Raw genomic sequence first — 18,693 nt, 5'->3', positions numbered from 1 at the left:
CCTCAGCCCACGCGGGCAGCCAGACGCTCGGAACGCCGTCGTGCCTGCTCCCCGGGGTCCGGCACCGGGGCAGCCTGGATGAGCCGTCGTGTGTACGGGTCCTGCGGCGAGCGCAGGACGGCGTCGCGCGTTCCCTGTTCGGCGACCCGGCCCCCGTGCAGCACGACGACCCGGTCGCACAGCGTGTCGACCACGGCCAGGTCGTGGGTGACGAACAGGCACGCGAACCCGAGGCGCTCCTGCAGCTCGCGGAACACGTCGAGCACGCGGGCCTGCACCGACACGTCGAGTGCGCTCGTCGGCTCGTCGGCGATCAGGAGCGCGGGGTCGAGCGCCACCGCGCGGGCGATCGCGACGCGTTGCCGTTGGCCGCCGGAGAGTTCGTGCGGGTAGCGCTCGGCGTACACGCCGTCGAGACCGACGTCGGCGAGGAGCCGCTCGACCCGTTCCTCGACCTGCACCGCCGGCAGCCGGAGGATCTGGCGGAGCGGCTCGGCGACGGTCTGCCCGACGGTGTACCGGGGGTTGAGCGACCGGAGCGGGTTCTGGAACACCACGCCGACGTGCTGGCGCATCTGCCGTCGGGCGGCTCGTCGTGCGCCGGCGACGTCGGTGCCCTCGACGACCACCGAGCCCGAGGTGATCGGCGCGAGGCCGACCGCGGCCCGGCCGATGGTGGTCTTGCCGCTGCCGGACTCCCCCACCAGGCCGACGATCTCGCCACGGCCGACGGTGAACGACACGTCGTCGACGGCACGGAACCGGCCCCGCAGGGCGCCGCCGTACTCGACCACGAGGTGCCGGACGTCCAGGACGGCGGCCGGGGGCTCCGTGGCGGAGCCGAGCCGGGCCTCCAGACCGGACCCGGTGCCCATGCGCGGGACCGCAGCGAGGAGTTCCCGCGTGTACTCGGCGGACGGTGCGGCGAAGACCGCCTCGGCGGTGCCGGTCTCGACGACGCGGCCGCGGCGCATCACGACCACGCGGTCGGCGAGGTCCGCGACGACCCCCATGTCGTGGGTGATGAGCAGGATCGCGGTGCCCGTGCGTTCACGCAGCGCGCGGAGGACGTCGAGCACCTCGGCCTGCACGGTGACGTCGAGGGCGGTCGTCGGCTCGTCCGCGATGAGCAGGTCCGGGCCCGCGGCGAGCGCCATCGCGATCATCACGCGCTGGGCCTGCCCGCCGGAGAGTTCGTGCGGGTACTGGCCCAGGCGGCGTTCGGGTTCGGGGACCTCCACGGCGCGGAGCAGCTCGAGCGAGCGTTCCCGGACGGCGGCGCGGTCGTGCGGGCCGTCGGTGCGTCGGACCGCCTCGGCGAGCTGGAACCCGATGGTGAACACCGGGTTCAGGGCCGCGGACGGGTCCTGGAAGACCATCGACACGCTGCGGCCCCGGACCGACCGGAGGGTGCGCTCGTCGGCGCCGATGACCTCGAGGTCGCCGAGCCGGATGCTCCCCGAGGCACGGGCGCCGTCGGGGGCGATGCCCATCGCGGTCATCGCCGTCATGCTCTTGCCGGAGCCGGACTCCCCCACGACGGCGACGACCTCGCCCCGGGCGACGGTGAACGAGGCGTCGTCGACGGCACGGACGACCTCGCCGTCGACGTCGAAGGTGACGGTGAGGTGCTCGACGGTCAGGACGTCAGTGGTGCCGCTCATGGGGTCTCCGGGGGGTCGGTGTCGTCGCGGGCGGCCTTGAAGGCCTCCCACTCCTCGAGCATCTTGCGGTGGTAGCCCTGCAGCCACTGCATGTAGTCGCGGCCGTTGAGCAGACGTTCGCGGACCTCGGCGTCCACGTCGCCCGTGCCGGTGCGGCCGGCTCCCTCGACGACGGCGAGCCCGCGGCCGATGATGTCGCGCTGCCGGTCGAGGTACTTCCGTTCGCTGGCGAGCCAGGAGCCCCAGACGTCGGCCTCGGCACGGAAGTAGTGGCTGCGCTCGCCGGGGACGATGTGGCGCTTCACGAAGCCGGTGTCGACGAGCCGTCGGGTGGCCATCGACACCGACCCCGAGCTGGCGCCGAGCGCTGCCTGCAGGTCGGACGACGACGAGTGCGGTGCGCGGGTCATCATCAGGTAGCCGAGCACCCGGGCGTCGGTGAGGGGCATGCCCGCACCGTCGTTGAGCATCAGGGCGAACTCCTCGACGAACGCCTGGCGCTCCGGTCCGAGCAGCCGGTCGTCGTCGGCGTCGGTGCCGACACCGTCGGTGCCGTCGGTGCCCCGGTCGTCGGTCACGAGGCCAGTCCGGCGGCCACCTCGGGTCGTTCGTCCGGGATCGACCACGGCTCCTGGGACATGCCGCCACCGCCACGGATCGCCCGCACGGTGCCGTCGTCGTCGCGGGTGTAGGTGATGTCCTCGTCGACGGAGCCGAAGCGGTTGCCGTGGGTCATCCGCAGGGTGTCGGCGTCGACGACCTCGAGCCGGGTGGGTGTGTCCATCGGCTCCGGGCCGGACGGGTCGACCTCGACGAGCCGGTCACCGATCCGGGCGACGTCGGTGACGCCCCACGGGTTCGCGAAGCGTCCGGTGAAGGCGGTGGTGTCGACGTCGTCGGGCACCGGGGTCCCCGGGGCGTCGGTGTCGGCCGCGGCGTCGAGCATGGCGATGACCGCGGTGGCGATGACCGTCGCGGGTCCGGCGGCGGCGCTGGTCAGCACGGACACGACGAGCCCGGACGCCGGGTCGAACATCGACTGGGTGATGTGGCCGGGGAACCCGCCGGAGTGGCCGCGGACCTCGCGTCCGCCGATCCGGTCGACGATGAACCCGGCGCCGTAGCCGCGGGCCGCGGGGTCGTCGGTGGCGCTCCAGGCCTTCCGCTGTGCGAGGCGCTTGGAGTGGTCGTCGAGCAGGGTGCCCTGCCCGATCACGTGCTGCGAGAAGTAGCGGACCAGGTCGGACGCGGTGCCGTGGAACCCGGTGGCGGCGGCCATCGCGCGGGTGTCGACGTGGTCGATGCGCTGCCGGTGCCGCGCGGTGTGGAACCCGGTGTACCCGACCACGAAGTCGTCGGCGCGTGCGGGGTCCCAGTCGGGGCCGGTGTTCCGCAAGCCCAGGGGTTCGGTGATCGACTCGCGCACGAAGTCGTTGTACGACTGCCCGGACACCGCGGCGATGACGAGGCCGAGCAGGGAGTAGCCGAGGTTCGAGTAGTTGAACGACGAGCCGGTCGGTACCTTCTGGCCCCGGTCGAGCACGAGCGCCAGGAGTTCCTGCTCGTCGGGGAACGGGCGGAGCAGGGACCAGTAGTCGCCGTCGTGTCCGTCGCGGATGACGCCGGCCCCCATCTCCATCAGCTCGCGCAGGGTGGCGTCGGCGAGCGGGGAGCCACCGTCGACCAGCGCCGGGACGTACGTGCCGACGGTGTCGTCGAGCCGGAGCGACCCGCGCTCGGCGAGCTGCAGCACGGCCGTCGCGGTGAACGTCTTCGAGTGCGAGGCGATGCGGAACAGATCGGTGGTGGTCAGGCGGCGCCCGGCCTCGACGTCGGCGTAGCCCCAGGCCTCGTCGAACAGGACCTCGCCGCCGAAGCCGACGGCGACCTGCACGCCGGGCACCCGCAGCTGCCACACCTTGTACGACACCCACTCACGGATGTAGGGCAGGGTCTTCCGGTAGGCGGAGAGGGTGTCGGTCACGGTGGTCCTTTCGAGGGGCGGTGGTTCGAGTCTGGCGCGTCGATCGCTGCGGCGTCCGCCGCGACGCACGTCAGCGCCGACGTGGGTCGAGCGCGGCGCGGAGCGTGTCGCCGAGCGCGATGACGGCGAGCACGGTCACGGCGAGGAACGCCGCCGGCGCGATGAGCATGTGCGGGGCCCGGAGGAACTGCGACGTCGCCGCGGACAGCTGCAGCCCCCACGAGATCGCCGGACGCTCCAGCCCGATGCCGAGGTAGGTCAGCGACGACTCGGACACGATGACCCCGCCGACGGTGATGGTGGCGAGCACGAGCAGCGGCGAGATCGACGACGGCAGCACGTACCGGGTGGTGATCCGCCACGTCGACAGCCCCATCGTCCGGGCAGCGAGCACGAACTCGGCACCCCGGACGCTGCGGACGCTCGACCGCACGAGCCGGGCCATCGTCGGCCAGCCGAACAGGGCGAGCACCAGCGACACGGTGAGCACCGACCGCTCCCCCACGCTGTTCAGCACGACGACCGCGCCGAGCAGGAACGGGAACCCGAGGAACACGTCGGTGAGCCGGGCGAGGACCGCGTCGACCCACCCGCCGACCATGCCCGCGACGGTCCCGACGACGACCGCGACCATGCCGGCGAGCAGGGTCGTGAGCACCGCGACGGCGATCGACGACCGGGTGCCCCAGATGACGTTCGCGTACACGTCGCAGCCCTGCAGGTCGAAGCCGAACGGGTGCCCGGCGGTCGCTGACGCCCCGCTCCGGCCGAGGTCGCACACCCGGGGGTCGCCGTGGCCGAACAGTCCGGCGAACAGCTGCGGGAACGCCGCGATGAGCAGGACCACCACGAGCACCGACGCGGGCACCCAGAACCCCGGCGTCCGTGCGGCGGCGAGCAGTGGCCGGCGCCGGACCCCGACGACGGGTTCGACGGTGGCGCCGAGGGCTTCGGTGGTCATCGGGAGGCTCCTGTCCGGACGCGCGGGTCGAGGGCGGCGTGCAGCAGGTCGACGAGCACGCTCGTGACGAGGAACACCAGGATGAGGGCGGTCGAGATGCCGACGACGACGGCACCCTCGTGCGAGCGGATGCCCTGGAACAGCAGGTTCCCGACGCCCGGCAGGTTGAAGATGCCCTCGATGATGACGGTGCCGCCCATCAGGTACCCGAGGTCGGTCGCCAGGTAGGTGGCGGTGGGGATGAGCGAGTTCCGCAGCACGTGCACACCGACGATCCGGCCCGGCGCGAGCCCCTTCGCGCGGGCCGTCCGCACGTAGTCGGCGTCGAGCGTCTCGATCATCGACGTCCGGGTGAGCCGGGACACCGCGGCCAGGCCGAACAGGGCGATCACGAACGCCGGCAGGACGTACGCGGTCGGCCACCCGGCGGTGACGCCCGCGACCGGGAACCAGTGCAGCCGCACCGAGAACACCAGCTGCAGGGCCACGCCGAGCACGAACACGGGGACCGCCCCGACGACGATGGTGCCGACGAGCACCGTCTTGTCGAGCACCGTGCCGCGCTTGAGCGCCGAGACCACGCCGAGTCCGATGCCCAGGACGATCTCGAGCGCCCACGCGCTGAGCGCCAGCGTGATCGTCACCGGCCAGCGCGAGGCCATCTGCTCGCCGACGGACTGCCCGTTGAAGTCGGTGCCGAAGTCACCCCGGAACAGGCCGCCCAGGTACTGCACGTACTGCAGCCACAGCGGCTGGTCCAGGTGGTACTCCGCCCGCAGCGCCCGCACGACCGAGTCGGTCAGGGGGCGCTCGCCGCCGAGGGCCTTGATCGGGTCGCCGGGCAGCGCGAACGTCATCGCGTAGATGAGGAAGGTCACCCCGAGGAACACGATGACCAGGCCGCCGAGCCGGCGACCGACGGCGAGCGTCGGACGCATCACGCGCCTCCCGACACGGCCGCCGACACCGGACGGGAGGCACGGGTCGGGTCCGCCACGTGGCTCGCGCAGGCGAGGATCGCCCCGTACTGCACGCCCACGAGCTTCCCCACCGGGATCGGCTCGGCACCCGTCGACGCGTCCGCCTGCCAGTGCGCGTACCGCTCGGCCAGGCGGTCGCGGAGCCGCCGGAGCGGCGCGGACGCCGTGCCGGCGGTCGTCTCCGCCTCGACGGCGCGCAGGAGCATGCCGCCGTAGCGCAGGCGGAAGCAGCGGACCAGGTCCTCGCAGCCGAAGCGCTCGGCGACGGTGGCCGTCCGGTCCGCCGGTTCCCGTTCGGCGCGGCGGCGGTCGGTGTCCGCCATCCCGGCGAGCATCGGCACGAACGCCCGGGAGGCCTCGACGAACGGCGACGGGATCGAGAGCATCGGCGACGCCTCGTCGAGGAACGCCTGCAGTTCCGCACCCGAGGCGCCGAGCTCGTCCGCGCACCGGCGCAGCAGGTCGGCGTACGACTCGTCGGTCGCGGTCTGGTCGTCGGCGTCGGGGTGGCTCCAGTACGGCAGCTCGGCCACCATGCAGAGGGCCCCGTGCCGCATCGCCCACGCCGCGCTCGACCCGCCGTGGATGTGCTCACCCGGGTCGACACCGAGCTCCTCGAGGTAGGCGTACGCCGTCTCGATGCCGTCCATCGCGAACACCGCCGGTGCGAGCTCCCGCAGGTACGGGGACTCCGGCTCCCCGGTGTCGAGCGGCAGCCCGAGGGCGGCCGGCACCGCGTGCAGGGTGTCGACGACGTCGGGCAGGTCCTCGGACAGGTAGTAGTAGACGCCGCCCATCTCGCCGTTGTGCAGGCTCACGAGCAGCTCCGGCTCGGTGTCGTCGATGAGCCGCATGAACGCGAGCGTCTCGGGCAGCACCTGGTCGAAGTACACCGACCTGTAGCTGTTCGGGAACGTCCACTCGACCTGGCTGTCCGGGGCTGGCCGGTAGAAGTGGCGCGAGTAGAACACCCGGTCGTGCGGGTCGTGGAACCACGCCTCGTTGAGCCGCATGCCGTCCGGGTCGATCGTCGGGACGATGTGCCAGGTGACGTCGAGCACCTGCACCCGCTCGTCACCGAGGGCCGTCTCGGCGAGGTGCAGCGCCGTCCACGAACCGATCGGCTCGTTCGGGTGCACCCCGCCGACCACGACGGCCGCGTGCGACCCGGTGCCGATGCGGTAGCTGTGCAGGGGTTCGCCGAGGCGGCTCGTGCCGATCCGGGTGACCGTGACCCGGTCGGGGTGCGCCGCGGCGAGCGCGGCGAACCGGGCGTGCAGGTCGTCGACGAGCGGGAAGCCGTCGTGGTCGGGGACGTCGCGGACCAGGTCGAGGACGGTGTGCTGCTCCATGCTCCGCCCTACTTCACGGCGATCTGCGCGATCACGGGGCTGCCCGCCACCGCCGGCAGCTTCGCGATCTTGTCGCTCGTGACGTACGAGTACTTGTCGAAGAAGGTCGGGACGATCGGGAAGTCCTCGAGGACGGCCTGCTGCGTCTTCGTGTAGTACCCGTTCGCCTCGTCCTGGGACCCGGCGGAGTCGGCCTTCGCGAGCAGCGAGTCGACGTCGTCGGACTGGTAGTACCCGGTGCACGGGGAGCACCCGCCGGCCGTGGTGAACAGCGCGCGGAGCGTGTTCTGCTGGCTGATGTAGAGCGCGCCCCAGTGCCCGAAGTGCGGGCCGGCGACCTTCTTGTCCGTGAGCTCCGAGTAGTACGACGCCCAGTCGGTGGTGGCCTTCGCCTCGGCGTCGACGCCCAGGTTCTGCCGGATCTGGTTGGCGTACGCCTCGTACAGGGAGTCGAGGCCGGAACCGCCCGGGTAGACGAGCGTCATGGTGCCGTCGAACCCGCCGGCACCGGCGAGGAGTTTCTTCGCCGCCGCCGGGTCGAACTCGCAGGCGTCGCCGCAGATGCCCTCCTCGGTGCCGGACATCGACGGCGGGGTCAGTGCGGTGGCCGGTTCGTACAGACCGCCGTAGATGGCGTCGTTCACCTGGTCACGGTCGATCGACATCGAGATCGCGCGGCGCACGTCGGGGTCGGAGTACCGGTCGTCCCACAGCGGGAACCCGAGGTAGTCGATGCCGGGGGCGTCGAAGGAGTGCAGGCGGTCGCCGAAGTCGGCCTTCGCGCTCGTCATCTTGTCGGTCGGCAGGAACAGCACGTCGGCGTTGCCGGCCAGGACGTCGGTGTACGCGGTGTTCATGTCGGAGTAGCTGCGGAAGGTCACCTCGTCGGTGGCCGGCTTCGTGCCCTCGTAGTCCTTCCAGGCCGTGACGGTGAACTCCTGGTCCGCCTTCCACGCCTTCGTCATCTCGTACGGGCCGTTGCCGATCGGCTTCTCGTCGTACGCCTTCAGGTCGTCGTAGGCGGCCTCGGGCATCGGGTAGAACGCGGTCTGGGCCTGGCTGAGCTGCAGCGGGAACTGGCTGTCCGCGTGGGTGAGCGTGACCGTGAAGGTGTCCTTGCCGGTGACCTTGAGCCCCGACATCTCCTTGGTCTTGGGGGTGCCCTTCGCTGGGTTGAGGTCGGAGTACCCGACGATCCCGGCGAGCTGGCCGCTGTTCTCCCACGCGTTCGGGCCGTAGGCGACGTGGTTCCAGGCCTTCACGTAGCTCTCCGGCGTGACGGGCTCGCCGTTCTGGAACGTCCAGCCGTCCCGCAGCGTGATCGTCCACGTGGTGGCGTCGTCGCTCTCGACGCTCTTCGCCGCGACGTCGTGCAGGTCGCCGTCGGCGTCGGTCTGGGTCAGCGGTGCGAAGACGCTCATCACCTGGTCGAAGGCCACGGTCTGCCGGCCCGGGGTCAGGTGGTCGGGCTCGCCGGTCGCGTACACCAGGCTCGAGGGAGCGTCGTCGTCGGCCGTGCCGCCCGCCGAGCAGCCGGTCGCCACCAGGGCCAAGGTTGCCGCCGCGGCCAGCGCGGCGATCGTCCTGCGTCGCATGATCTCTCCTCGATCGGGTGCGGCCGGATCCCTGCCCGGTCGTCGTGGTGGTGGGAAAGCTAGGACGGTTCGAATCCCGACCACAAGACTTCTTTCAATGCGCTCTGAGAGTTTTACCGCGCAGAAACACTGGCGAAACGACACCCGTCGCGCGACCCGGCTCGTTGTGCCACGCTCGGAGGATGCGCCACACACCGCACTTCCTGCTGACCGACGTCGACGAGGTCCGACGCCTCATCATCGGGAACCCGTGGGCGACGATCGTGTCCCACACCGCGGACGGACTGGTCGCCTCGCACTACCCGGTGCTGCTCGAGACCCCCGGCCCCGACGACGACCCGGACGCCCTCGTCCTGGTGTCCCACGTCGGCCGACCCGACGAGGTCGCGCACGAACTCGGACAGCACGAGGTCCTCGTCGTGTTCCAGGGCCCGCACGGCTACGTCTCCCCCGCCTGGTACCCGCCGGAACAGTTCGTGCCCACCTGGAACCACGTCACCGCCCACGTCTGGGGCACCCCCGAGATCCTGTCCGACGACGAGAACTTCCGGGTGCTCGGCGAACTCGTCGACCACTTCGAGCACGTCATGCCCTCGCCCGTGTCGTTGCAGGTCGACGAGGAGACCGCCCGCCGGATCGCGAAGGGCACCGTCGGCATCCGGATCCGCGTCACCCGGTTCGACGCCCGCGCCAAGCTGTCGCAGAACAAGGCCCCCGAGGTGATCGACCGCATCGTCGCCGGCCTGCGGGGCGACGGCCCCTACGCGTCGCCGGCGCTCGCCGACGAGATGGCACGAGCGCACGCTGCGCGCGCTGACGACCGGGAGGCTCGATGAGCGAGATCCTGCTGCGCACGGTCCGCAGGGTGGGCACCTCCGGGGCCCCTGCCGACGTCCGCGTCGTCGACGGCCGGGTCACCGAGATCGCCCCGACCGGCACGCTCGACCCCACGAGCGTCGACACCGACGTGGTCGAGGCCGGCGGCGCCTGGCTCGGTCCGGGCCTGCGCGACCACCACACGCACTTCGACCAGTGGGCGCTCGTCCGCCGCCGTGTCGACGTCACCGGCTGCGACTCCGCCGAGGCGACCGCCGACCTGCTCGCCGCCGTCGCGCGGGCGGGCGTGACGGACCGCGTCCTGGTCGGACACGGCTACCGCGACGGGACGTGGCCGCGCCCTGCGCGACGCGAGCTGCTCGACCGTGCCGCACCGAGCCTCCCGACCGTCGTCATCAGCGCGGACCTGCACGCGGTGTGGTGCAACGCCCTCGCGCTCGCGCACTTCTCCGCCGCTGTCGGCCGCCCGCTCGAGGCGGGCGAGGACGGGGTCCTGCGCGAGCAGGACGCGTTCGACGTGACCGGTGCGTTGTCGCAGGTGCCGGACGATGCGCTCGACGCGTCCGTGGCGGACGCTGCCGAAGCAGCGGCGGCCCGCGGGGTGACGGGCGTGGTCGACCTCGAGATGCGCTTCGGGCTCGACCGCTGGCGCCGCCGGATCCACGCCGGCACCGACGCGATCCGGGTCGCGTCCGGGGTGTACCCGGCCGAGCTCGACGAGGCCATCGCCCGGGGGCTGCGCACCGGCGACGTGGTCGAGGGCACCCGTGGGCTGCTCACGATGGGACCGTTCAAGGTGGTCACGGACGGGTCGCTCGGCACGCGGACCGCCGCGATGACCGACGGCTCCGGCGTGCTCGCCTGGCCGTTCGAGGACCTCGTCGCGATCACCCGGCGTGCCGTCGACGCCGGACTCGTCCCCGCGATCCACGCGATCGGCGACCGTGCGAACGCCCTGGCCCTCGCCGTCTTCGAGACCGTCGGGACCCGCGGCACGATCGAGCACGCGCAGTTGCTCGTCGACACCGACGTCGACCGGTTCGCCCGGCTCGGGGTCGCCGCGTCGGTGCAGCCCGAACACGCCATGGACGACCGGGACATCGCCGACCGGCACTGGGCCGGGTACACCGACCGGGCGTTCGCCTTCGCCTCGCTCGCACGGGCCGGAGCGCGCCTGCTGCTCGGGTCGGACGCCCCGGTGGCGCCGCTCGACCCGTGGGTCTCGATGGCGGCGGCCGTCGGGCGGGACCGCGACGGCCGCGATCCGTGGCACCCGGCCGAACGGCTCTCGTCGCTCGTCGCGTGGCAGGGGTCGACCGACGGGCGGGTCGGGGTGTCCGTCGGCGACGTGGCGGACCTGGTGTTCGTCGAGTCCGACCCGCTGGCGGCGTCGTCCGCCGCTCTGCGCGGCATGCGGGTGCTCGGGACGGCCGTCGCCGGGCGGTTCACGTACCGGGAGCTGTGAGCAGGAGGACGGGCGGGTGCGTCCGTGTTCCGTGGGCTACTTCTGGTCCTTCGGGCACCAGTAGAGCTTCCGGCCGGCCATGTCGGCCATCCGGATCTCGGTGCCGCACACCCGGCAGGGCTCGCCCTGACGGTGGTAGACCCAGTGGCGGTCCTTGCGGGAGCGCAGGGCCTTCTTGTGGTCAGCCTCGGACAGGTCGTCCATCGTCATCATCAGACCGTCGCGGACGCCGTCGTGCAGCAGCTTCGACCAGTCCGCCCAGAGCGCCTTGGCCTGCTTGACGGTGATCTTCTTGCCCGGCTTGTACGGATCGATGCGCTGCCGGAACAGCAGTTCGGCGCGGTAGATGTTGCCGATGCCGGCCACCACGGACTGGTCCATGAGCAGCTGCCCGATCGCGACGTTGCGCTTCCGGACGTTGTCGACGAAGGTCTTCTCGGCCTCGGGCCCGTCGTCGTTCATCGGGTCGGGGCCGAGCTTGTCGAGCGCGCGCTGCACCTCGGCCGGGGTCTCCACGACGCACGCGGTCGGGCCGCGCAGGTCGGCGACGGTGTCCTCGGTGAGGATCCGCACGCGCACCTGGCCGACCGGGTCCGGCGGGAACGACTCGATCGGGTCCTCCGCCTTCTCCTGCTCGGCCATCCGGTAGCGGGCGAGCCGCGGTGCGCCGATCGAGCTGAGCGACTCTTCGCGGTCGTCGTCGTCGGACAGCGCCTCGGCGGTGGAGATCACGCCCGCGAAGTCCCACGCGCCGTACAGGCCGAGGTGGACGCGGAGGAACAGGTCGTCCTCGAACTCCAGGAACATCTGCTTCGCGACCGCCCGGGCGGCGATCAGGCGCTTGCCGTCGAGCTGCGCGGCCCCGGCGGCGAAGCGGCCCTGGGGACTCGACACCTCGCAGCGCTTGCCGACGAAGTGCCGGGTGAACTGGTTGGCGATGCGGTGGACGGAGTGACCCTCGGGCATTGGTCTTGTCTACTCGGTGCTGCTCGGTGTTGCTGGACCGTGGGTCCGAGCCCTACGCGTCGATCTGGCGACCGGCGATCAGCCCGGTGGTCTCGTACTCGGCGAGCTGGGCGATGCGGCGGGCGTGGCGCTCCTCGCCCGAGAACGGCTCGGCGATGAACAGGTCGACGAACCGGATCGCCTCGTCCTCGGTGTGCTGGCGCGCGCCGATGGAGATGACGTTGGCGTCGTTGTGCTGACGGGCGAGCAGCGCGGTCGACTCGTTCCAGACGAGCGCGGCCCGGATGCCCTCGACCTTGTTCGCGGCGATCTGCTCGCCGTTGCCGGAACCGCCGAAGACGACACCGAGGGCCTGGACACCGTCGCGCTGGTCCTGCACCACGGCGTGCGCGGCGTTGATGCAGAACGAGGGGTAGTCGTCGAGCGCGTCGTACTCGGTCGGACCGTGGTCCACCACCTCGTGCCCGGCGTCGGTCAGGTGGGTTGCGAGGGTCTTGTTGAACTCGAGGCCGGCGTGGTCCGTTCCGAGGTGGATGCGCATGGAACCGATCCTATTCCTGCGGCTCCGGGGCCCGGACCACCACGGACTACGGTGCGCGGACCACCACGACGAGGTACCGGGTGGGGTCCTCGCCCGGGTTGCGGTACACGACGTCGGCGGGGTCGCCGAGCTCGATCCGGTCCCCCGACGCCAGCCGCGTCGGCTCGCCGCCGACGACGACCTCGAGCACGCCGTCGACGACCCAGATGCAGTGCCGCAGGAACGCGTAGGCGGACGCCGGGTAGGCCACTTCGCGGCCGGCCGGGAGGCGCACCTCGGTGACGTCGGCGGGGAACGCGGCGCTCGAGACCGGGCGGCGGCGGTACCCGGTGTCGGGATCGGTCCAGGAATCGGCGGTCGCGCCGCGTTGCACCCCGCGCGCCTCGTCGGGGTCCGTCGCCCTGGGCACCTCGTGCTCCAGGGCATCGTCGAGGAGCTGCGAGATCGTCAGGCCGAAGGCACCGGACAGGCGACCGAGGATCGTCGCGGTGGGGCTGGAGACCCCGCGCTCGACGCGGTTGATCATCGCGCGGGAGACGCCCGACTCCTCGGCGAGCTCGGTGAGGCTCCACCTGTGCTCGGTGCGGAGGCGCTGGAGCCGTTCGCCGAGCGCCCGCTGCTCGGCGACCGAGGTGTCGTCGGCGCCGGTTGCGGGATCGGCATGCGCGTCGTCTACGATGTGAGACATGACGACAGCATATGCGACGAACGGGGTCGTGATCCGCGACTGCACCCCGAGCGACCTCGACGTCGTGCACGCCCTGCACGTCGATGCCGTCCTGCACTCCACGGCCATCTGGCAGGACACCCCGCACCCGCGTGCGTACTTCGACGGGTGGCTCGCCGAGCGGCAGGGCGGCGGGTACCCGGTGGTCGTGGCCGAGGTCGACGGCGTCGTGGCCGGGTACGCCACGTACTCGCAGTGGCGGCAGCCGGACGGGTACCGGCACACCGTCGAGCACAGCGTCTACGTGGTCGAGGCGTTCCGCGGCCGGGGCATCGCGACGACCCTGATGGCCGAGTTGGTCGCGCGGGCCACCGCCGAGGGGCGGCACGTCATGATGGCCGGTATCTGCAGCACGAACACGGGGTCGATCGCCCTGCACGAACGCCTGGGCTTCGCCACGGTCGCGGTCGTGCCCGAGGTCGGACGCAAGTTCGACCGCTGGCTCGACCTGACGCTCATGCGGCTGCCGCTCGTCTGACGCGACGGGCGGGGCGGGCGCACCACGGGCCTCCCGGCCACCCGTCCCCCGCCGGTCGGCGCCGGATCAGTCGGTGGTGTCGAAGATCGGGCCGACGGTGCGCGAGCGCTTGAGCTCGAAGAACGCGGGGACCTTCGCGACGGCGACGACGCCGTCCCACAGGTCGAGCGCCTCCTGGCCCTTGGGGGCCGGGGAGATGACCGGTCCGAAGAACGCGGTGCCCTCGACGGCGATGACCGGCGTGCCGACGTCCTGCCCGACACGGTCGATGCCGTCCTGGTGGCTGGCGCGCACGGCGGCGTCGACCTCGTCGGTCCAGGCGTACTCGAGCAGGTCGGCGTCCAGGCCGAGCTCCGCGAGCACGGCGGGGACGACCTGCTCGGGGTCGGACTCCTGGCGGTGGTGGATGTGCTCGCCGAGGGCGTCGTACAGCGGCTTCACGACGTCCTGGCCGAGCCGGAGCTTCGCCGCCGCGACGATGCGCGGGTAGACCTGGCCGGCGTGCAGGCGCTCCTTGTAGCTGTCCGGCACGTCCTGGTCCTCGTTGAGGACGAACAGGCTCATCACCTTCCACGTCACGTCGAGGTCGCGGTGCTCGGCGACCTCACCCACCCAGCGGCTCGTCATCCAGGCCCAGGGGCAGTTCGGGTCGAACCAGAACTCCACGGCGGTGCGCTCGGTGGTGGGGTCGGTCGGGTTGTCCACAGTCGTCTCGGTCACGATCCGAGCGTACGCGGCGTCGCTAGGCTGGAACTCATCGTCCCGCCGGCGCACGACGCCGTCCGGGGCCCCGTACGCGGACACCGATCGTCCGCGTCCCCAGCGAAGATGGAGCGTTGCGTGCCCGGAGAGAACCTCACCCGAATCGAAGCCCAGGAGCGCGCGGCCGTCGTCGCCGTGCAGACGTACGACGTCGAGCTCGACCTGACCCGCGGCGCCGACAGCTTCGGCAGCACCACGCGGGTGCGCTTCACCGCCACCGCCGGCGCATCGACCTTCATCGACGCCATCACGAAGACCGTGCACTCGATCACGCTGAACGGCACGGCGCTCGACGTCGCCGCGGTGAACGACGGCGTGCGCATCCAGCTCGACGACCTGCAGGAGCAGAACGAGCTCGTGGTCGTCAGCGACGCGCTGTACACGAACACCGGTGAAGGCCTGCACCGCTTCGTCGACCCGGTGGACGACGAGGTGTACCTGTACTCCCAGTTCGAGGTCCCCGACTCGCGCCGCATGTTCGCGGTGTTCGAGCAGCCCGACCTGAAGGCCGAGTTCTCCTTCACCGTGACGGCGCCGTCGCGGTGGCAGGTCGTCTCGAACTCCCCCACGCCGGAGCCGCACGTCGACGGCGACGTTGCGACCTGGGCGTTCCCGCCCACCGCGCGCATCTCGAGTTACATCACCGCGCTCGTCGCCGGCCCGTACGAGGTCGTGCGCGACGAGCTGACCAGCCGCGACGGCCGGACGATCCCGCTCGGCGTGTTCGCGCGCAAGTCGCTCGCCTCGTACCTCGACCCCGAGTACGTGTTCGAGACCACGAAGAAGGGCTTCGCGTACTTCGAGGAGAAGTTCGACGTCGCCTACCCCTTCGACAAGTACGACCAGCTGTTCGTGCCGGAGTTCAACGCCGGCGCGATGGAGAACGCCGGGGCCGTCACCTTCACCGAGACCTACGTGTTCCGGTCGAAGGTCACCGACGCCATCAAGGAGCGCCGGGTCGTCACGATCCTGCACGAGCTCGCCCACATGTGGTTCGGCGACCTGGTCACCATGAAGTGGTGGAACGACCTGTGGCTCAACGAGTCATTCGCCGAGTGGGCGTCGACGATCGCCACGGCCGAGGCCACCGAGTGGACCGAGGCCTGGACCACGTTCCAGGCGATGGAGAAGTCCTGGGCCTACCGCCAGGACCAGCTCCCCTCGACGCACCCGATCGTCGCGACGATCAACGACCTCGAAGACGTCCAGGTCAACTTCGACGGCATCACCTACGCGAAGGGCGGCTCGGTCCTCAAGCAGCTCGTCGCGTGGGTCGGCATCGACGCGTTCTTCGCCGGTGTCTCCGCCTACTTCAAGAAGCACCACCACTCGAACACCGAGCTGCGCGACCTGCTCGTCGAGCTCGAGGCGACGAGCGGCCGCGAACTCACCGAGTGGTCGAAGCTCTGGCTCGAGACCGCGGGCGTCAACACCCTGCGCCCCGAGATCGAGACCGACGAGTCCGGCGTCGTCACGTCGTTCACGGTCCTGCAGGAAGCCCCCGCCGACTACCCGACGCTGCGTCCGCACCGTCTGGCCATCGGCGTCTACGCGTTCCGGAACGACGAGTCCGCACCGTTCGGCGCGGACACTGCATCCGCCGGCGGCAAGCTCGAGCGGGTCCAGCGCGTCGAGATCGACGTCGACGGCGCCCGCACCGACGTGCCCGAGCTCGTCGGCGTGCACCGCGGCGACCTCGTGCTCCTGAACGACGACGACCTGGCCTACGCCAAGATCCGTCTCGACGAGCACTCCCGGCGCACCGCGATCGAGCACCTCGCGTCCATCGCGAACCCGCTCGCCCGCTCGATCGTCTGGGGTTCCGTGTGGGACGCCACGCGCGACGCCGAGTCCCCCGCCAGCGACTACGTCCGCCTGGTGCTCGGCAACATCGCGACCGAGACCGAGTCGACCACCATCCGCACGACGCTCTCGCAGCTGCTGCTCACCGCACGCAACTACGTGGCGCCGGGCTCGGTCGAGGCCACGGTCCGCACCGTCGGCGACACGCTCTGGCAGCTCGCGTCCTCGGCCGAAGCCGGTTCGGACGCGCAGTTCCAGTTCGTGAAGTTCTTCGCGCAGATCCCGTCCACGCCCGAGCACGTCGCGACCCTGCAGGGACTGCGCGACGGTTCGGTCACGCTGCAGGGCCTCGAGATCGACACCGACCTGCGCTGGGAGCTGCTCGAGGGCCTCGTGCTCGCGGGCGCCGCGGGCAGCACCGAGATCGACGCCGAGCTCGCCGCGGACAAGACCGCGTCCGGCGAGCAGGCTGCGGCCCGCGCCCGGGCGACGATCCCGACGGCCGAGGGCAAGCTGGCCGCGTTCTCGTCGCTGGTCGACTCGTCCGAGCTGCCGAACGCGATCGTGCGCCAGACCACGGTCGGGTTCCAGCACGTGAACAGCCCGGTCCTGCTCGAGGGCCTCGTGCCGAAGTACTTCGAGGTGCTCACGCGCATCTGGGCCGAGCGCAGCTACCACATGGCGGACACCATCGTCTCGGGCCTCTACCCGGCGCCGCTCGCGTCGGCCGAGCTCCGTGACGCCGCCGCCGCGTGGCTCGCGGAGCACCCGGAGACGCCGGCGCTGCGCCGCATCGTGTCCGAGAGCCTCGCGGGCACCGAGCGGGCGCTCCGGGTCCAGGCCGCGGACGCCTGAACCCTGCGCTGATCCGGCGGGGTCTTGGTGTTCCTCCAGGGACGCCGAGGCCCCGCCGCTTAGCATCGACCGGATATGAACCTGGCTGCAGCAGACACCACCGACGTCCCGAAGTGGGCGTCCAACGCGTTCCTCCAGTTCGTCGACGCCTGGCAAGCACCGATCACGATCGTCATCACGATCCTCGCGGCGATCGTCCTCCGGCTGATCCTCCGTCGCATGATCAAGCAGGTCGTCGACCGGATCGTGAACGGCGTCAAGAAGCGTCAGGGGGCGGCCGACACCCAGGCCCTCATCGCGTCCCCCGTGCAGACCGCGCGTGTCGTGCAACGGACCCGGACGCTCGGCAGTGTCCTCGAGAACCTGGCCACCGTGGTCGTCGTCGTGATCGCGCTCGTGGTCATCGCCACGGCGTTGTGGAAGGGTGCTGCGGTCGGCATCGTCGGCGGTGCGTCCCTCGTCGCGGCCGGCCTCGCCGTCGGCGCCCAGTCGATCGTGAAGGACCTGTTGTCCGGCATCTTCATGATCCTCGAGGACCAGGCCGGCGTCGGTGACGTCGTCGACACCGGGCAGGCCACCGGCGTCGTCGAGAACGTCGGGCTGCGCGTCATGCAGATCCGCGACGTGAACGGCATCCTCTGGTTCGTCCCGAACGGGCAGATCCTGCGCGTCGGCAACCTGTCCCAGGGCTGGTCACGGGTGCTCGTCGACATCACCGTGCCGTACGACACCGACATCGACGCCGTGCAGGACGCCCTGCTCAAGGCCGCCGTGACGATGTCGCAGGAGCCGCGCTGGCGCCAGCGGATCGTCGAGAAGCCGGAGATCTGGGGCCTGCAGTCGATCACCGACGCCGGGATGGTCTTCCGCCTGGTCGTGAAGACCCGCGCCTCTGAGCTCGACGTCGTCGGCCGGGAGCTCCGCACCCGACTGAAGCACGCCGTCGACGAACTCGGCATCACCCTGCCCGCGATGGCGATGATCATGCCCGAGGGCTGGGAGAACGCCACCTCGATCAACGGGCTGCGCACCGTCCGCACCCAGCCGATGGCTGCGCCCACGAAGCCGCGGCGCACCAAGCGCAACATCCTCGGGCAGCCGATCCGCACGGACGACGAGCCCGACAGCGGGAAGGACCCCCGATGACCGACCTCACACCCCCGACCGGCCCGGGTGGGCCAGGAGCACGTGGCTCGCTCGGCATGCCCGGCGTCCCCGCGCAGCCGATCACCCTGCGCGTCGGTGAGCACGGCACCTCGGCCACCGGGTCGCTGTACGAGCGGATCGGCGGTGCCCCCACCTTCGACCGGCTCGTCCGGCGCTTCTACGAGGGCGTGCAGCAGGACGAGGTCATCTGGCCGATGTACCCGGCCGACGACCTCGAGGGTGCGATCTGGCGCCTCTCCGCCTTCCTGCAGCAGTACTGGGGCGGGCCGGGCACGTACAGCGAGCAGCGCGGGCACCCCCGTCTGCGGATGCGCCACAACCCGTTCCGCATCACGTCCGAGGCGCGGGAGCGCTGGCTCCACCACATGCACGAGGCGGTCGAGTCGCTCGAGCTCGCTCCCCTGGACGAAGCCGAGCTCTGGGGCTACCTCGACCGCGCTGCCCACGCGATGACGAACACCTTCGACTGACGCGCGTCCGGCGCGGACGCCGTCGTGTCGTCGAGACGCCTCCGGATCCGGCGGCGTCTCGACGCTCCCGCGGTGTCTTCCGCGGA

The 18,693-nt window shown here is 71.4% G+C and carries 17 protein-coding genes; 6 read left to right on the top strand and 11 right to left on the bottom strand.

Going from position 1 to position 18,693, the window contains the following annotated elements; genetic code table 11:
- Positions 1-2: 2 nt before the first annotated feature.
- From BOSE127_RS13970 to BOSE127_RS13940, 7 genes are all read right to left on the bottom strand, one after another.
- Positions 3-1,664: a dipeptide ABC transporter ATP-binding protein gene (locus BOSE127_RS13970; protein ID WP_159557679.1), complete on the bottom strand. Its 1,662-nt coding sequence runs from the start codon at positions 1,662-1,664 to the stop codon at positions 3-5.
- Entirely contained in the window at positions 1,661-2,242 is a 582-nt protein-coding gene (locus BOSE127_RS13965; protein WP_159557677.1) for a GbsR/MarR family transcriptional regulator, read from the bottom strand. The genes BOSE127_RS13970 and BOSE127_RS13965 overlap by 4 nt, the downstream gene beginning before the upstream one ends.
- Positions 2,239-3,648, bottom strand: coding sequence for a serine hydrolase (locus BOSE127_RS13960; RefSeq protein ID WP_236559557.1), 1,410 nt, complete (start codon positions 3,646-3,648; stop codon positions 2,239-2,241). The genes BOSE127_RS13965 and BOSE127_RS13960 overlap by 4 nt, the downstream gene beginning before the upstream one ends.
- Positions 3,649-3,718: 70 nt before the next feature.
- Complete coding sequence (locus BOSE127_RS13955; RefSeq protein ID WP_042538539.1) at positions 3,719-4,609, bottom strand: ABC transporter permease; 891 nt, start codon at positions 4,607-4,609, stop codon at positions 3,719-3,721.
- Positions 4,606-5,547, bottom strand: coding sequence for an ABC transporter permease (locus BOSE127_RS13950; protein WP_110859193.1), 942 nt, complete (start codon positions 5,545-5,547; stop codon positions 4,606-4,608). Before BOSE127_RS13950 ends, BOSE127_RS13955 begins: the two co-directional genes overlap by 4 nt.
- A complete protein-coding gene (locus BOSE127_RS13945) occupies positions 5,547-6,941 on the bottom strand; it encodes a M14 family zinc carboxypeptidase (RefSeq protein ID WP_159557675.1) in 1,395 nt (464 codons plus the stop codon). Before BOSE127_RS13945 ends, BOSE127_RS13950 begins: the two co-directional genes overlap by 1 nt.
- Positions 6,942-6,949: 8 nt before the next feature.
- Positions 6,950-8,536 carry a peptide ABC transporter substrate-binding protein gene (locus tag BOSE127_RS13940; protein WP_040418899.1) on the bottom strand — a complete coding sequence of 529 codons (1,587 nt, stop codon included), beginning with the start codon at positions 8,534-8,536 and terminating at the stop codon, positions 6,950-6,952.
- A gap of 182 nt (positions 8,537-8,718) precedes the next feature.
- On the opposite strand from BOSE127_RS13940, the gene BOSE127_RS13935 reads away from it, so the two are divergent.
- Both BOSE127_RS13935 and BOSE127_RS13930 read left to right on the top strand, forming a co-directional pair.
- Positions 8,719-9,372, top strand: coding sequence for an FMN-binding negative transcriptional regulator (locus BOSE127_RS13935; protein WP_159557673.1), 654 nt, complete (start codon positions 8,719-8,721; stop codon positions 9,370-9,372).
- Positions 9,369-10,838, top strand: a complete 1,470-nt coding sequence (locus tag BOSE127_RS13930; RefSeq protein WP_159557671.1) for an amidohydrolase — start codon at positions 9,369-9,371, stop codon at positions 10,836-10,838. Before BOSE127_RS13935 ends, BOSE127_RS13930 begins: the two co-directional genes overlap by 4 nt.
- A 36-nt stretch (positions 10,839-10,874) precedes the next feature.
- Here the strand turns inward: BOSE127_RS13930 and BOSE127_RS13925 are convergent, their stop codons facing one another.
- The 3 genes from BOSE127_RS13925 to BOSE127_RS13915 are packed head-to-tail and all read right to left on the bottom strand — an operon-like array spanning position 10,875 to position 13,033.
- Positions 10,875-11,804 carry an Fpg/Nei family DNA glycosylase gene (locus BOSE127_RS13925; RefSeq protein ID WP_017886030.1) on the bottom strand — a complete coding sequence of 310 codons (930 nt, stop codon included), beginning with the start codon at positions 11,802-11,804 and terminating at the stop codon, positions 10,875-10,877.
- Positions 11,805-11,856: 52 nt separating this feature from the next.
- A complete protein-coding gene (locus BOSE127_RS13920; protein ID WP_017886031.1) occupies positions 11,857-12,345 on the bottom strand; it encodes a ribose-5-phosphate isomerase in 489 nt (162 codons plus the stop codon).
- Between the two features lie 46 nt (positions 12,346-12,391).
- Positions 12,392-13,033, bottom strand: a complete 642-nt coding sequence (locus BOSE127_RS13915; RefSeq protein WP_159557669.1) for a helix-turn-helix domain-containing protein — start codon at positions 13,031-13,033, stop codon at positions 12,392-12,394.
- Here BOSE127_RS13915 and BOSE127_RS13910 point away from each other — a divergent pair.
- The gene (locus BOSE127_RS13910; RefSeq protein WP_042538551.1) at positions 13,032-13,550 is read left to right on the top strand and encodes a GNAT family N-acetyltransferase; all 519 of its coding nucleotides are present in this window, start codon (positions 13,032-13,034) and stop codon (positions 13,548-13,550) included. The two genes, BOSE127_RS13915 and BOSE127_RS13910, sit on opposite strands and share 2 nt — an antisense overlap.
- A 66-nt stretch (positions 13,551-13,616) precedes the next feature.
- On the opposite strand, the gene BOSE127_RS13905 is transcribed toward BOSE127_RS13910, so the two are convergent.
- Positions 13,617-14,270 carry a mycothiol-dependent nitroreductase Rv2466c family protein gene (locus BOSE127_RS13905; protein ID WP_259496435.1) on the bottom strand — a complete coding sequence of 218 codons (654 nt, stop codon included), beginning with the start codon at positions 14,268-14,270 and terminating at the stop codon, positions 13,617-13,619.
- Positions 14,271-14,390: 120 nt separating this feature from the next.
- On the opposite strand from BOSE127_RS13905, the gene pepN reads away from it, so the two are divergent.
- From pepN to BOSE127_RS13890, 3 genes are all read left to right on the top strand, one after another.
- On the top strand, positions 14,391-16,970 hold the full coding sequence (gene pepN / locus BOSE127_RS13900) for an aminopeptidase N (RefSeq protein ID WP_042538553.1): 2,580 nt from the start codon (positions 14,391-14,393) through the stop codon (positions 16,968-16,970).
- A gap of 75 nt (positions 16,971-17,045) precedes the next feature.
- Positions 17,046-18,116, top strand: coding sequence for a mechanosensitive ion channel family protein (locus BOSE127_RS13895; RefSeq protein WP_017886036.1), 1,071 nt, complete (start codon positions 17,046-17,048; stop codon positions 18,114-18,116).
- Entirely contained in the window at positions 18,113-18,607 is a 495-nt protein-coding gene (locus tag BOSE127_RS13890; protein WP_017886037.1) for a globin, read from the top strand. The genes BOSE127_RS13895 and BOSE127_RS13890 overlap by 4 nt, the downstream gene beginning before the upstream one ends.
- Positions 18,608-18,693: the final 86 nt, after the last annotated feature.

This window comes from Curtobacterium sp. 8I-2 (assembly GCF_902506155.1).
Classification (GTDB): domain Bacteria; phylum Actinomycetota; class Actinomycetes; order Actinomycetales; family Microbacteriaceae; genus Curtobacterium; species Curtobacterium poinsettiae.
Note: the sequence above shows the minus strand (reverse complement) of the source record. Positions and strands in the feature narration are given on the sequence as shown.

Excerpts from the sequence above, each read along its gene's own strand:
- BOSE127_RS13970 (WP_159557679.1), bottom strand. The coding sequence starts at position 1,664 with ATGAGCGGCACCACTGACGTCCTGACCGTCGAGCACCTCACCGTCACC.
- BOSE127_RS13955 (WP_042538539.1), bottom strand. The coding sequence starts at position 4,609 with ATGACCACCGAAGCCCTCGGCGCCACCGTCGAACCCGTCGTCGGGGTC.
- BOSE127_RS13950 (WP_110859193.1), bottom strand. The coding sequence starts at position 5,547 with ATGCGTCCGACGCTCGCCGTCGGTCGCCGGCTCGGCGGCCTGGTCATC.
- BOSE127_RS13945 (WP_159557675.1), bottom strand. The coding sequence starts at position 6,941 with ATGGAGCAGCACACCGTCCTCGACCTGGTCCGCGACGTCCCCGACCAC.
- BOSE127_RS13940 (WP_040418899.1), bottom strand. The coding sequence starts at position 8,536 with ATGCGACGCAGGACGATCGCCGCGCTGGCCGCGGCGGCAACCTTGGCC.
- BOSE127_RS13935 (WP_159557673.1), top strand. The coding sequence starts at position 8,719 with ATGCGCCACACACCGCACTTCCTGCTGACCGACGTCGACGAGGTCCGA.
- BOSE127_RS13930 (WP_159557671.1), top strand. The coding sequence starts at position 9,369 with ATGAGCGAGATCCTGCTGCGCACGGTCCGCAGGGTGGGCACCTCCGGG.
- BOSE127_RS13925 (WP_017886030.1), bottom strand. The coding sequence starts at position 11,804 with ATGCCCGAGGGTCACTCCGTCCACCGCATCGCCAACCAGTTCACCCGG.
- BOSE127_RS13920 (WP_017886031.1), bottom strand. The coding sequence starts at position 12,345 with ATGCGCATCCACCTCGGAACGGACCACGCCGGCCTCGAGTTCAACAAG.
- BOSE127_RS13910 (WP_042538551.1), top strand. The coding sequence starts at position 13,032 with ATGACGACAGCATATGCGACGAACGGGGTCGTGATCCGCGACTGCACC.
- BOSE127_RS13915 (WP_159557669.1), bottom strand. The coding sequence starts at position 13,033 with ATGTCTCACATCGTAGACGACGCGCATGCCGATCCCGCAACCGGCGCC.
- BOSE127_RS13895 (WP_017886036.1), top strand. The coding sequence starts at position 17,046 with ATGAACCTGGCTGCAGCAGACACCACCGACGTCCCGAAGTGGGCGTCC.
- BOSE127_RS13890 (WP_017886037.1), top strand. The coding sequence starts at position 18,113 with ATGACCGACCTCACACCCCCGACCGGCCCGGGTGGGCCAGGAGCACGT.